At 52.4% G+C, this 12,678-nt stretch carries 11 protein-coding genes and 1 pseudogene; 5 read left to right on the forward strand and 7 right to left on the reverse strand.

The genetic code is table 11. The features are described from left to right. Positions 1-96: 96 nt before the first annotated feature. From ABJM11_RS03830 to ABJM11_RS03850, 5 genes are all read right to left on the reverse strand, one after another. A complete protein-coding gene (locus ABJM11_RS03830; RefSeq protein WP_348296165.1) occupies positions 97-1,332 on the reverse strand; it encodes a class I SAM-dependent DNA methyltransferase in 1,236 nt (411 codons plus the stop codon). Further along, on the reverse strand, positions 1,326-4,424 hold the full coding sequence (locus tag ABJM11_RS03835; RefSeq protein WP_348296166.1) for a type I restriction endonuclease: 3,099 nt from the start codon (positions 4,422-4,424) through the stop codon (positions 1,326-1,328). Before ABJM11_RS03835 ends, ABJM11_RS03830 begins: the two co-directional genes overlap by 7 nt. 272 nt (positions 4,425-4,696) lie before the next feature. After that, positions 4,697-4,843 carry a hypothetical protein gene (locus ABJM11_RS03840; protein ID WP_348296167.1) on the reverse strand — a complete coding sequence of 49 codons (147 nt, stop codon included), beginning with the start codon at positions 4,841-4,843 and terminating at the stop codon, positions 4,697-4,699. Continuing rightward, entirely contained in the window at positions 4,803-5,540 is a 738-nt protein-coding gene (locus tag ABJM11_RS03845; RefSeq protein ID WP_348296168.1) for a restriction endonuclease, read from the reverse strand. Before ABJM11_RS03845 ends, ABJM11_RS03840 begins: the two co-directional genes overlap by 41 nt. A 102-nt stretch (positions 5,541-5,642) precedes the next feature. Further along, complete coding sequence (locus ABJM11_RS03850) at positions 5,643-5,849, reverse strand: helix-turn-helix transcriptional regulator (RefSeq protein WP_348296169.1); 207 nt, start codon at positions 5,847-5,849, stop codon at positions 5,643-5,645. Between the two features lie 151 nt (positions 5,850-6,000). On the opposite strand from ABJM11_RS03850, the gene ABJM11_RS03855 reads away from it, so the two are divergent. Genes ABJM11_RS03855 through ABJM11_RS03870 form a run of 4 tightly spaced genes read left to right on the forward strand, consistent with a single transcriptional unit; the run spans position 6,001 to position 8,603 of the window. Beyond that, on the forward strand, positions 6,001-6,237 hold the full coding sequence (locus tag ABJM11_RS03855; protein ID WP_348296170.1) for a hypothetical protein: 237 nt from the start codon (positions 6,001-6,003) through the stop codon (positions 6,235-6,237). Next, positions 6,230-7,426, forward strand: coding sequence for an Arm DNA-binding domain-containing protein (locus ABJM11_RS03860; protein ID WP_348296171.1), 1,197 nt, complete (start codon positions 6,230-6,232; stop codon positions 7,424-7,426). The genes ABJM11_RS03855 and ABJM11_RS03860 overlap by 8 nt, the downstream gene beginning before the upstream one ends. After that, a complete protein-coding gene (locus ABJM11_RS03865) occupies positions 7,423-7,695 on the forward strand; it encodes a hypothetical protein (RefSeq protein WP_348296172.1) in 273 nt (90 codons plus the stop codon). The genes ABJM11_RS03860 and ABJM11_RS03865 overlap by 4 nt, the downstream gene beginning before the upstream one ends. Next, positions 7,692-8,603 carry a hypothetical protein gene (locus tag ABJM11_RS03870; RefSeq protein ID WP_348296173.1) on the forward strand — a complete coding sequence of 304 codons (912 nt, stop codon included), beginning with the start codon at positions 7,692-7,694 and terminating at the stop codon, positions 8,601-8,603. Before ABJM11_RS03865 ends, ABJM11_RS03870 begins: the two co-directional genes overlap by 4 nt. Before the next feature lie 26 nt (positions 8,604-8,629). Here the strand turns inward: ABJM11_RS03870 and ABJM11_RS03875 are convergent, their stop codons facing one another. Further along, positions 8,630-11,836 (reverse strand): hypothetical protein, encoded by a 3,207-nt coding sequence (locus ABJM11_RS03875; protein WP_348296174.1) that lies wholly within the window; start codon positions 11,834-11,836, stop codon positions 8,630-8,632. Further along, on the reverse strand, positions 11,833-12,171 hold the full coding sequence (locus ABJM11_RS03880; protein ID WP_348296175.1) for a hypothetical protein: 339 nt from the start codon (positions 12,169-12,171) through the stop codon (positions 11,833-11,835). The genes ABJM11_RS03875 and ABJM11_RS03880 overlap by 4 nt, the downstream gene beginning before the upstream one ends. Before the next feature lie 14 nt (positions 12,172-12,185). On the opposite strand from ABJM11_RS03880, the pseudogene ABJM11_RS03885 reads away from it, so the two are divergent. After that, positions 12,186-12,678, forward strand: a pseudogene (locus tag ABJM11_RS03885) (transposase); the annotation flags it as partial.

The following is a 12,678-nucleotide window of genomic DNA, read 5'->3' on the forward strand; positions in this document are numbered from 1 at the left end:
TTATCCAAACTCATAATGAGAAGCTGGCGAAGCCATTCCGCTGGCACAAGAGCGCAGAATCGATTATGACTTCAGTGGCGCGAGCAAAGCTGAGTGTCATTGATAATAAATAAATGGATTACCCAGACGGGACACTAGCCATTTGCTTTCGACTAATCGTTGGCGAATTTTTTTATCGATACCGGATTGCGCGGTGATAAAGCCAGTCGGCACTACTACGGCAGCTTTGCCACCGGGTTTGAGTGAGTGAATGATGTGTTGCAAGAACAACTGGTAGATTTCCATCTTGTCCTTGGCTTTGGCCTTGATCCTGGGAATGCCCGCAAAGAAGCGCTCTTTATTTTCTTTGCTGTCCAGCTCATCGCGGAAGTCGCTGAAATCCATTTTGAACGGCGGATTGGAGACGATGTAGTCAAAACGCTTCAGGTCTTTGCCGTCCCGGTGATAGGGGTGCAGCACGGTGTTGCCCTGAATCACATTGGGGATGGAGTGCACCAGATTGTTCAGGATCAGGTTAAGGCGCAGCAAGTTTGAGGACTTTTGCGAGATGTCCTGGGTGTAGATGCTACAACGGTTCTCACCAATGGCATGGGCTACGTTCATTAGCAGGGTGCCTGAACCTGCGGAAGGGTCGTAGCAACTAACGTTCTTGACTTTTCCCTGTTGCTCCGTGGGCACCAAAATAGCCGCCATAATGCGGGCCACGGCATGGGGCGTGTAGTACTCGGCGTATTTGCCGCCAGAGTTGCTGTTGTAGTCCTTGATCAGGTATTCAAAGATGGTGGCGTAGAAGTCGAATTTCTGCGTGAAAATACGCTCGAAGCTAAACTCCACCAACTTGTTGATAATGGCGCGGCAGAAGGCATCGCGTTTGGATTCGTCGGCAATGTACTCACTCACGCGGTCAAACAACACCACTTTGGCGCCGCCGTCGGTTTTTACTGCGAACACGTCATTATTGGTCAGGGCAATATCGCGCAATGTGTCATCAAACAGCTTGGCGAAGTCTGGCGCGTTTTGCTGGCTAAACAGGTAGCTGATAAAGTGGTGCGGCTTTAAGCGTGCGGTATCGCCGCCCATTTGCAACTGGAGCATTTCCAGCTCGTCTTCGCTCATGGCGACCAGGGCTTCTTCCCACGTTTCGGAGTTGGCGACCTTCTCGTCGATCTTCTTCGCCTCGTAGGCGAATTTGTCGTTCAGGAACTTGTATAGAAAGGTTTGGGTGATGATTTTGAATTCATTACCGTCGTTACCCAAGCCATAGTGGGCGCATATGTTCTTCAGACTATCGATCAGCGCCTTTGTTTTGTCTCTAAATTCAAGTTCTACCACGTACGTGCTCCGGTACTAAATTCATTCAGGTATTCGGCGACAACCAGGTGATTGATATAGCGTGAGGCGTCGGCGTTGAGTTGTATGTTTTGCTCGCCTTTGAAGCGCCTGATCACTAAAGGCATCATCTGGCGTTCAAAGTAGCTTTCGTTGTCCAGCATCTGGCTGTTATTAAGTACCTGCTCATCGGCGTCTTGCTTTACCCCGGTGAGGGCTTCGAAGACCTTGCGCTCTGATTCGCTGATGCCACTACGCTCTTGCAGGCGCTTGTGAATGCGGGTGTATTTGGCATCGCCATGGTATTTCTGGCGAAGCTGGTTGTTCTCGCGATTAAGCTCCTTAACGCGCTCGTGGATCTTGTTGAGGGCATCGATGTTGGCCACCATTTCGTCCTGGGTGACTTCGCTGAGATTCTTTTTCTTGAAGAGCCTTTCCAGCTCTTCCTTAAGGCTGACGAACTTGGGGTCTTGTTGGTCAAAATTACTGGCCAGTGCTTCGCGGGTTTGGCGTAGAGTGTTTTTCAGCTTGTCCGCCAGCACCAGTTCTTCTTCACCCACCTTGATGAAATTAAAGATGACATCCTCAAGGGCCACATTCAGTAAATTGTCAGTATCGGTGCCTTGCTCGATGCTCTCCTTGAGGTTGAGCATATCCAGGTGGTTACAGGTTTCCCGATAGAGGATGTTCAGTTTGGCGAAGTCCAGCTCATCCAGGATGCTGTACTCACCTTTCAGGCGGATGAGGTTGTAGAGGCTTTTCGCATCGCCCAGTGCTTTCTTCAAGGCCAGGATGGTTTCCCTGTCCTGAATCTGGCTTATCTGGTCGGTGAAGACCTCGGCATTTTCGATATCGAAGCGGAACAGCACATCCTTGATATGCTCGATTTCCTGCTTTATTTCCTCTTGGGATTTGAACAGGTTAGAGTAGTGCTCCATTTCATCGCCGAGTTCTAATTGCAGCTCGTCAAAATAGGCTTTGTTGGTCGCATCAAACTCCTTGCGGATGTCGGCAAAGTCCACCACATAGCCGTAACGGAAATCCCTATAGGTGCGGTTTACCCGTGTTAAGGCTTGTAGCAGATTGTGTTTGCGGATGACTCGGCCCAGATAAATTTTCTTTAGCCTTGGGGCATCAAACCCGGTGAGCAGCATGTTGAATACGAACAAGAAGTCGATTTTTCCGGCTTTGAAGTCTTCCACCCAATCCTTACGCTCTTCCTTGGTGCCTATGTCATGCAGGATCAGCGCTGAGGTTCTGGCCTTGTTGTTACCTTTCTTTGCAACCGTATAGTCAGGCTTGTTTTCAGCCACCTTGGGTAGTTCATAAACACAGTCATTAGCTTCTTTGAGGACTATTGGTTCTGCGTATTTTTCTTCAAAGAGTTTGTACATGGCTTTGGCCTGATCTGCGCTATCGCAGATCACCATGCCGCCTATGGTGGCATCATTCAGTGCACCCCGGCTTTTTTCAAAGTTGGTGATGATGTAATCGAGCATGGGTTCGACAAAGCTCGGGTGGGCGTAGATAAGCTTGCGATCCACGTCACCCATTTTGACTTGCACTTCATCCAGCGCTTGTTGCAGCGCCATCTTATAGTTGGTGGCGATCTCTTCCCGGATCAGGCGTAGTGTGTAGCCATCGGCAATGGATGCGTTGTAATAGTATTTGTGAATATATTCACCGAACAAAACACGAGAATTGTAATCGTCGCCTAACAGCGGCGTACCCGTGAGGCCAATTTTAATGGCATTGGTGTCTGACTGACTTAGGTTCGCCAGGAAGCTGCCCCTGGGGTTGTAGCTGCGGTGGACTTCATCCAGGAAGTACACGCGCTGGATGGCAACATCGTAGTCCTTGGTTGAGATGACATCCGGGTCGTCCTTAAATTTCTGAATATTCACTACCGTGATTTCAGGCTTGCCGGAATGGTTGTGGATAACCTGGGTTGCCTTGATGTCGCGGGTAAAGGCTTCACGGGAGTTAACGGTGTGCACTGTCAGGCCGCGAGCGGTGAATTCTCGCTGCGCTTGTTGCAACAAGTCCAGCCGATCGACAATGAAGTAGAACTTGGGAATGATCTGTTGCTTATGAAAGTAGTCCGTCAGAAAATGCACGTTGTAGAAAGTCAGCGCTGTTTTGCCGCTGCCCTGAGTATGCCAGATGATCCCCTTCCTAACGCCATCATTGAGTTTCCTTTCGATAGCCTTGGTGGCGAATAACTGCGGGTAGCGCATGATGTGCTTTTGCAACCCGTCCGTCTCTGACACATAGGCGAGCGCATAACGCAGAATAAACGCTAGCCGATCTCTGTTGACCAGAGAGGTGCAGATACGGTTGGTTGGCCGGTTGGGGTCTTTATTGACGATGAATTCGGGATTACTGCGAATGACTTCCAGGTTGTTATCCCTCAACACCTTGAGCTCGTCATCATCCGATAGGGGCTTGAGCAGGGCCGTAAGGTTCAGAACCTCTTCCTCACGGAAGTAATTGAAGACCGGCTTATGATAGGAGCTGCTGGCATAGAACGCGCCCTGAACAGGTTCCGGGTCGCCGTCGTCATACTCCATATTGTTAGAGAAAATCATAAACTGCGTGATGTTGGCAAAGCGTTTGAACTTGGGGTTCTGGAAGCGCTTGTTGATGCGATCCCGCTCCGCCAATATGCCTTCACGGTTGTTCGGTTTCTTCACTTCAATAAAGACCAGCGGCATGCCGTTGATCAGCAGGGTGACGTCTGGCCGAAACTCTTCATCGCCATTCTGACAGGTCAGTTCGGTAACGACGTGGAAGCTGTTGTTGTCGAAGTTTTCGAAGTCGATCAGCTTGGTGTTGGAGCGATCGCTTAGCCGTTCAAAGAAGGCGCGCCCCAAGTCTTCGTTGTCGAGCAGCAGTTTGACGTCTTCCTGGAGCCGAGAAACATCGTCCGCCTCGATGCCGGGATTGATTCGGGTGATTGCTGATGAGAACAGCTCAGGGAATATGTTGGTGTCCAGGTCCCAACTCCGGCCCTTGAGCGAGAGATACTGATAGCCCAACCTCATCAGGTGAAGGATGGTCGGGATTTTTACTCGGGTGTCTTCGTTAAACTTCATCACATACCCTGTTTATGGCTGTGCCAGCTCTAGCTGATTTTCCGCCTGACATTCGAACAGCAGACACAGCTTTTAATGGCTCCGGTAGCTGACGCAAGATAAGGCGATCGTTCCATAGCATCCCGGGTACTGTCCTAATTACTTAGTTAGCTTGCCTTCGAAGTATCGCTTTCGACCACCGTTGCGCAAAAATACACTATCCGATCAGTCTGCGGTTATGTTCTACCTGCCCTCAAACGGCTCGACTGGCGGATGCAATTGCCTCAGCCTACTTACTCCTCAATGAAATAATCCGTGTCGACCTGCTTAACTTCGTAGACCTCTTTCACGCTTACACCCAGGTTGTTTTCGATCATCAACTGGGCCAGTTCACGCCCGTCAATCAAGACTACTTTCATATCCAGTCCGGCGGCTGCCACGCGAGCACCAGCAGAAAAATCGGACGTTGTCAGAAAAACACCCTTTACGCGCCCGTTGCCGTGTCAAAGCCCCAATGAACTTGTCGATCTCAGGCCGGTGAACGGTGTTTGTCCAGCGTTTGGCCTGCAAATAAATGGTATCTAGCCCTAGCTTGTCTTCTTTGATGATCCCGTCGATACCATCATCGTTGGTAGTTTGGGTCGCTTGTCCGGCCTCTCGTCTGGATCCGCCGTAACCCATCGCGATCATCAGATCGACCACTAATTTCTCGAAAAACGGGGGGGATGCCTTGCGAATACCGTCCAGCACCTCGTCAGCGAGACTTTCCATCAAGGACTGATGCGCCGAAGCCAGTTGTTCGTCTGGTGTAGCTTCCTCAATGGTTTCGTTTTCCGCTTCTGACTCGCTGGTTACAGCCTTGGGTTTATGAGTATGAAAGTCCTGAAACTCCGGGAATTGCTTCAACCAGGCAACGTTAATGCGGTCAGGCCCATTCTGGATTGCATCCTGCCCTCGGTCAGTGATCTGCACCATGCCTCTTTGTGGGATCTTAAGTAGTCTGGCTTTATTGAGGTAGGTTCTCGCCCAACCGGTCCGGTTATTTATAACCGTCTGATTACCTGATGGCAGGCGCTCTTTTCGATCTTGCTCAGACAGGTCAAAAAAATCCTTCACAGCCTCGCGCACGTCAGCCAAGGGTCTGGGTTCTCCGTCACTTACGGCTAAAAGGACCGGACGCATGACCGATTGGAAATCAGGTATTACCATTGCCTGTACTACTCCCTGCCAGAGCTTTGCTTACCGCTCGTCTACGAACTCGAACAAATCACCTACGTCACAGCCGAGGTATCGACAAAGAGCTTCGATAGTTTCCAGCTCTACGCGACTCGCGGTCTCGTGATAAAGCCGGGTAATGGTGCCCCGGTTAACCCCCGTCTCTCTCGCCACGTCGACGATTTTTAGCTTCTTCTCACCCATCAGCTTAGACAGATGGCACTTAATCATTTGGCCCACCAAAGAACAAATTAACCCGCAGGAGATCAAAAAGACTTGTAAAAGGTCTTTATGAGTGCATAATGATCTTCAGGAGGACATTTTGAGGCGCTAGTCATGCGGTATGTCCTCCAGCACTCAACGATATCAGAGGTGATTAGTCATGTCACAGGAGTATCTGACTACCGAGGAACTCGCCCAGCGGATCAAGTACGACGCTCGCACAATCCGTGAACGGCTTAAGGATTCCGTCCTGCTAGAGGGCATTCACTACTTCCGCCCGTTCGGCGGACGGAAAATCCTCTACATCTGGGAGAAAGTCGAACAGGACATGTTCGACCAAGCCATTAATGTTGCTTTTGCCGTGCCGATGGCTCGGGGAGGGGTGTGCCGTGGGTAAAATCGTCGCACGACCCGAAACCGGCAAGTTGTACTTCGATTTTCGGTTCCGGGGGAAACGCTGCAGGGAGCAGTCAACCCTCCCAGATACCTCACAGAACCGAAAGCAGTTGGAAAAGATTCTCGCGCGGATTGAAGCCGAAATCACTCTCGGGTCCTTCGAGTACGCAGCCTACTTCCCGAACAGCCCTAATGCCGAGAAGTTCGCGGCAATGTCGAAGAACGCCGTGCCGAGTTTTCACGAGACCCCGCTGTTTCGGGATTTCTCTGATGACTGGCTGAACGAAATGAAAATCCAGTGGCGTCAGTCACACATCAAGACGGTGACAGGGACTCTCAACAATTACCTGAATCCCCATTTCGGGGAAAAAGAGGTCGGCTGCATCACCAAAAAGGACATTCTCGATTTCCGGGCCTCACTCGCCAAAGTTACAACCCGGAGCGGGAACAGCCTTTCAGCCAGTCGAATTAACAGAATCATGACGCCTTTGCGCATGATCCTTAGCGAAGCAGCCAACCGCCATGAGTTTAGCTCACCCTACCATGGGATTAAATCGCTGAAGGTCCCGCGCACTGATGTAGAGCCTTTCACTATTGATGAAGTGAGGCAGATCATCAACACGGTCCGCTCAGACTTCCGAAATTACTACACGGTTCGATTCTTCACCGGAATGCGCACAGGAGAAATCGACGGGCTCCAATGGGACTACGTGGATTTCACACGTCGCCAAATCTTGATCCGTCAGTCTTTGGTCGATGGCCGAATGGAGCACACCAAAAACGACGGCTCTTTCCGCACCATCGAAATGTCTCAGCTGGTCTTCGATGCGTTGAAAGACCAGGAAGAGGCGACCAAAACGAAGGGCTTTGTCTTTCGTACACGCACGGGAGGACCGCTGAATCACAACAATGTAACCAAGCGCGTTTGGTATCCCCTGTTGCGGCACTTGGGCCTGCGTAAACGGCGCCCCTATCAAACCCGGCATACGGCCGCCACGTTGTGGTTGGCCGCAGGCGAGAACCCTGAGTGGATTGCGCGGCAAATGGGGCATACCACCACTGAAATGCTTTTCCGCGTGTATAGCCGCTACGTTCCCAACCTGACCCGCCGCGACGGCTCCGCTTTCGAACGCCTTTTGATCAACGAATTCGACGCTCAGGCCAATCCCGAAGAGGAGACGAACTCATGAACTCAGCTACTCATGCTCTTTCTATCAGCCGCCGGACTGTTGCTTCTCGGCTTGCAAACGCTCTGTCCGTCACTATGCAAATTCCCGCTGGTACAGAGTTGGTTTGGATTCTCGGCAATGGTGACGAGTGTTCAAATACCTCTGCCCTCGCATCGTGGGTGGAAAAGGAACTTTGCGAAATGGATTTCGCGGAGCAGCAGGACCCGCTTATCTATTTGATTGCTCGATTAGAACGCGAACTTCTCTCTATCCAGGAGGGCGGGGTATGAGTGGAACGCTTTATGTGAACACGCGGTGGGATAGCGAACCAGAGATCTTTATGGGTACGGTCATCCAGTTCCGAGAAATCCCCAACGGGAACGATCTGCCGGTAATTGAGCTGCAGATCGAGAATTCTTTCGAGCGGTATGAAGTGGTGATGTCGCAGCCACACCCGGAACTCCAACTGACCGAGATCCCTGATAGCGCCGTGCAACTCGTATTGTGGACCGCGAGAGAGCAATATGCCGTGTCTCGTTCTGACACGGCCATTGTGCTGGAGACCCCGGACTCGCTGCTACACCTGCCCTACTCGAAGCTAAGGTGTCCGGATATCGCCGCCGACATTGAATTGTTCATTGCAAAATGTCCGGTGCAGCCATTGGCTGATTTTGTTCGGCGAGTGCTGGGTCGGCCATCAGTCGGTATCCGATTTCTGAACGCAGCAATGGATACGGACGGATATAACGCGCCCGGCAGCCTGGCACGTAATAGCCTAGAGGTCGCAACCAGATCTTTTGATGCATGCCGGGGATACTCAGATGACGATCGCTGGCTGGCTACCGCTGCAGGCCTACTGCATGGACTGGGCCGTATTGAGCTCTCTGATTCCGCATCAACGGACCACCTCAGAATCGTTCTCAAAACCCTGGGGCTGCTTTCAGAGGAACTGAAATGGCTGGGCGAGTCCTGTCCTGAAGAAGCCAAAATGATTCAGTTCATCATCGCGTCGATGTACCGAATGGGCAGTCACCCCCAGCCCCATCCGACGGCCATAGCCGTTCATTCCTCGCATCTCCTGGCCGCCCATCTGAATCACGAGCTAATGACTTCGGCAAAAGAGTGCTTGGGTGGCTCAGCGCCAGGTCCCGCAGGTCAGATTAGTGACTATCAGGCGACGCAGCCAAGTCCTGAATGACTCCCCCCCTGGCCAAGGATGGCCAATCAAGCTCCAATGCCTTCAGCCGCTCCTTTCTCCGGTCCCTCCTTGGCACACGCCAAAGTCAGCATAAAAACCGCGAACCTCAACGTGCTCATCGTGTTCTGAGCCGCACCTTTTCCGAGCTTTGGCTCGGGTCTGACCTCCACCTGAGCGCTACCGTACCGATATCGGTCACCCTGAGATTTTTGGGACACTATTGCTACCCGTGATTGCGGGATATGGAAAAAGTTTGACCAGTGCTTTTTGATCTCCCGATCCGAACGGCCATTCTCAGGAGCTCTGACGCGAATCTTAACCAGGTGCATCAAATCAGCTTTTTCAAGGAATTCCAAATAGCGCCGCTTTTCTTCATCAAGAGTATATGAAACCTGAGTTTTGCTTCGCTGAATTCGACCGCTCACCGTCTGCAACACGACGCGAGCATGCTCGGGTTCTGCTCTGATCCAATGCCGCACTCGCTCAAAAACGTCTTCCACTATCCCGTGAGCTAGCTTAGATTTCGGAGGGGCTGGACACTGCGGCAATTCAGGCATCGAGACCCCGCCAACACCATTCTTATAGGCAACCATCTCGGAGGTCTTTACCGGGTCCAGCGACAGCCCACTGCGTTGACTGCCAGCACGAATGCGCTGTCGCATCAGGCTATCTCCGAGATCGAGCCATTTTTCAACGGTGCCACCATCCAAATCAAAGTGTCCCGCAACCTTTTGGATGGCTTCGTCGCGGCTATAGCCTTCAGCAACCATTCGATTGAACTGCAACAGAGACTCATAAATCATGAACGCGGTATACGGTTCGGGATCCAATTGATTTGAGAGAGTCGCTGGGTCTGGCATTGTAAAATCAATCAGGTTCTTCCCCGCAGTGCGGCATACTTCAGCGGGCCATCGCCTATGAGCAATACTCGCAAGCTCCCGGGCGGTTGTGTCGCCCTTAAGACCATTTCGGTTTCGGAAAACTTCTACTGATCCCGGGGACACGCCGAGTAGGTTCGCCTGGGCCCGCGGGGTAAGCGTCGGTAAACGCCGATCAGCCTGTCGTACCCCGATGATGTAATCCATCAAATGCGTGTAACTCCGCAGAGTCTGGCCTGGAGAGGCATGGCCGGCCAGTAGTGCCAAAAACCATAACTTTTTGCGAGTGGGCGCCCACTCCGCTGCACGGTTGGCCATCGCAAAAATGTCCCTGCCCCAGTGAGGCATTACTACGTTCCCATCATCGTCTTTGGCCCACTCATCACGCATGAACTCGCCTGTTCGCCGCTCGAACAAACGCACCCCCACTAACGTGACACAAGAGTGACGGAGATGGTGGAACCTAAGAGTGCCCGTGCCAGAAGCGGCGCGCATAGCTTCCTGGATTGGAACGAATAGTTCACGCTGTGGAATCGGGTGACTCCCTCGTTGTGGCGTGCAAAATAACAGGTCGTTTTCCCGGGTATTCGGTTCGTTCAGCCTGCACTGAAACCACTCCTTCAACTGCACCAACTCGGTTTCCGTCAGCAAAGCCCACAATGGCAGCCGCCTCGTGCCACTACCGCTTTTTTGGCTAGCGAATTTGTTACCTCGCGTGAGAAGCTCAGGGCGTGAGAGTGAAGGGGCCATCAGCCCCTGCAGGTCTTTGATGAGAAGTTTTTGCACTTCTGTCCGGCGTAATCCACAGCGGAATCCGAGCATTAGCACAGTCTGCCGGATTTGAATCAGGCGGCGACTCGCACCGGATTGTGCCAGCATACTCTGAGCCCGAACGTACTCAGCCGGTGTCAACATGTCTGCATCTACTTCGCCGTTGACGGTGGCACCCTCGATCTCAACCTCAGGCATCCCAAACTGCTTGACCATGTATTCGTGGAACCAACCTGAAACAATGGCACGATCTGAACGGCGCTTGGCAGAGGAAGCACTCGAACACAGCTGCTCATATAGCCCCTCCCATTCATCCTCGCCCAATGCATTCAGGTCTCTCGCCCCCGAGAGAATCGTTGCGAGGGGGTTCGCAATCGTCGACACGTAGCGCTGAATACTACTGGTCACTAAGCGCCCTTGGCGGCCACCATATCGACGTAGATGCGCTGTCCAGCTGGCCAGCACTCGAACAATTGGCGCCCATAAATGGTCCTCTGCAATGGCTGTCAGCTGTTGATAGGTCTTATCTCCCTCACCCTTCTCGCTTTTTCGGCTGGCATGATTCAGTACTTTCTGAATAGCCCTGATTCCCGCATAAACGTCCGAATCGCACCGCCCGGTCAAGGCTCGCAGATCCGCAACCGGTTTGATTTCGTCTTCATCCATGTTCTCGGGAAGTTGCGGGGGCACTCTTTTGGTCAGCAACCGCGCCCAGGCACCTTCTGGCAGAGACACCGTTGTTCCATGGCTGCGTTGGATATGATGTAAGACTCCCTCCAGCCAGGTGGCGTCCCGAGTCGCGGAAACCTCGCTCAATGTCCGCAAAACAACGTTTGGCCTCTTATCCTTGGCAGAGAGACAATCGATAGACCTTAGGTAATTGAAAACAAGTCGTGCACTGTCGGAGTTCTGCCCGCTGGGCCACCGGTCCCGACCGTACCTTTTGTACCAGCGTTGTAGCAGTAATAATGACACCGGATCTGGGAACCAACGCCACAACCCGTCGCCGGTATCAACATCAATCCACGTCAGCCCGCCCAGATGCCAAACACCCCTTGATAGGGCCTTTATCAGCAGTTGCCGTTTTTTCCTACTGTGCACTCCACCGAATACGATGAAACTGAAGAGCAGTTGCCCTGCATCCAGCTTCCGCTCATCGGCGTCGTCACGTTTGGGACGTGTTTCAAGGTCTGACCAGAATCTATCGACCCAGACTCGCATGGCTGCGAGTTCCTCAAACCCCAGCGGCGTGACCGGAGCCGACTCTCCGTGCAATACGATCATGCGCTGCTGGTTGGGCAAATCCAGGTTATGCTCATACGCTGCCCGCTGCAGGCGGCTGGCGAGGTGGTTATGCCGAAGCTTTAACCGATATCCGGAAACGCCCTCTTTCACGGCAGCAAAAAGTCGGTCTACACGTTGATCAGGGAGCGGATTTTGACACTGCCCCAGCAGAATATCTCGACAACATTCATCCAAATAACGGTCGACCGCAGTTCGTTCTCGATCGACGACCCGCCGTCGGTTTTCCGCACGAACTGCATCGCCATGAGCCCTGCTCTCAGTTGGAATATACCGGTTCATGACAATCCCTCCTCAGGCAGCCAGCCCATTTCGTTGAGAATCTCGCTAAGCACAGGCTCAATGGACGAAGAAAAATCTAAAGGACTGAGCGTCGAAAACCGTCCCATTGGCTCCTGACCATCAAGCCAGTGCCCCATCCAGGCATCTACGAACTCAGCATGGACGCCCCGATGACGCAGCTCGCTCCGCAGATAATGCCGATTGATATTCAGAGGCAGATCGGAGATGCCTTTAAGGTTCTTAGCCAACGTCGTAGGAGTTGCAGGCCTTACCTTAACCAGTTGTAGTGGTTCAATGATTCCGGACACCAACGTAGGTGGTAAGATCGCCACCATAAACGAGGTGTCTGATGACCAGAAAGCGACGTTCTTTTTCTCCTGAGTTCAAACAGGAAGCAGCCAGCCTGGTGCTGGATCAAGGTTACACGATTCCGCAGGCCAGTGTGTCCCTGGGAGTCGGTGAAAGCGCTATTCGGCGCTGGGTTAACCAACTGGCCGAGGAGCGTGACGGTGTCACCCCAAAGGGCAAGGCGTTAACCCCGGAGCAGCGCCGCATCCAGGAGCTGGAAGCCCGCTGCAAGCGCCTTGAACAGGAGAAAGACATACTAAAAAAGGCTACCGCTCTCTTGATGTCGGACGACATGAATCGTACGCGCTGATAGACCAGTTGAGTGAGCGAATGTCTGTTGAAATGGTCTGCAATGCGTTTGATATCAGTCGTTCAAGCTATTACGAGTACCGCCAACGGCGGAACCATGTGGATGTAGAGCGTTTGGCCCTGAAGGCTCAGGTAAACCGCCTGTTTACCAAGAGCCGCAGCTCTGCCGGCAGCCGGACAATCAA

The sequence above is a fragment of the Marinobacter sp. genome, from assembly GCF_039977835.1.
In the GTDB taxonomy this organism is placed as follows: Bacteria; Pseudomonadota; Gammaproteobacteria; order Pseudomonadales; family Oleiphilaceae; genus Marinobacter.

What these genes read in the sequence shown, in the direction of transcription:
- ABJM11_RS03835 (WP_348296166.1), bottom strand. Translation starts at nt 4,424, where the DNA reads ATGAAGTTTAACGAAGACACCCGAGTAAAAATCCCGACCATCCTTCAC.
- ABJM11_RS03850 (WP_348296169.1), bottom strand. Translation starts at nt 5,849, where the DNA reads ATGATTAAGTGCCATCTGTCTAAGCTGATGGGTGAGAAGAAGCTAAAA.
- ABJM11_RS03855 (WP_348296170.1), top strand. Translation starts at nt 6,001, where the DNA reads ATGTCACAGGAGTATCTGACTACCGAGGAACTCGCCCAGCGGATCAAG.
- ABJM11_RS03865 (WP_348296172.1), top strand. Translation starts at nt 7,423, where the DNA reads ATGAACTCAGCTACTCATGCTCTTTCTATCAGCCGCCGGACTGTTGCT.
- ABJM11_RS03870 (WP_348296173.1), top strand. Translation starts at nt 7,692, where the DNA reads ATGAGTGGAACGCTTTATGTGAACACGCGGTGGGATAGCGAACCAGAG.
- ABJM11_RS03875 (WP_348296174.1), bottom strand. Translation starts at nt 11,836, where the DNA reads ATGAACCGGTATATTCCAACTGAGAGCAGGGCTCATGGCGATGCAGTT.
- ABJM11_RS03880 (WP_348296175.1), bottom strand. Translation starts at nt 12,171, where the DNA reads ATGGTGGCGATCTTACCACCTACGTTGGTGTCCGGAATCATTGAACCA.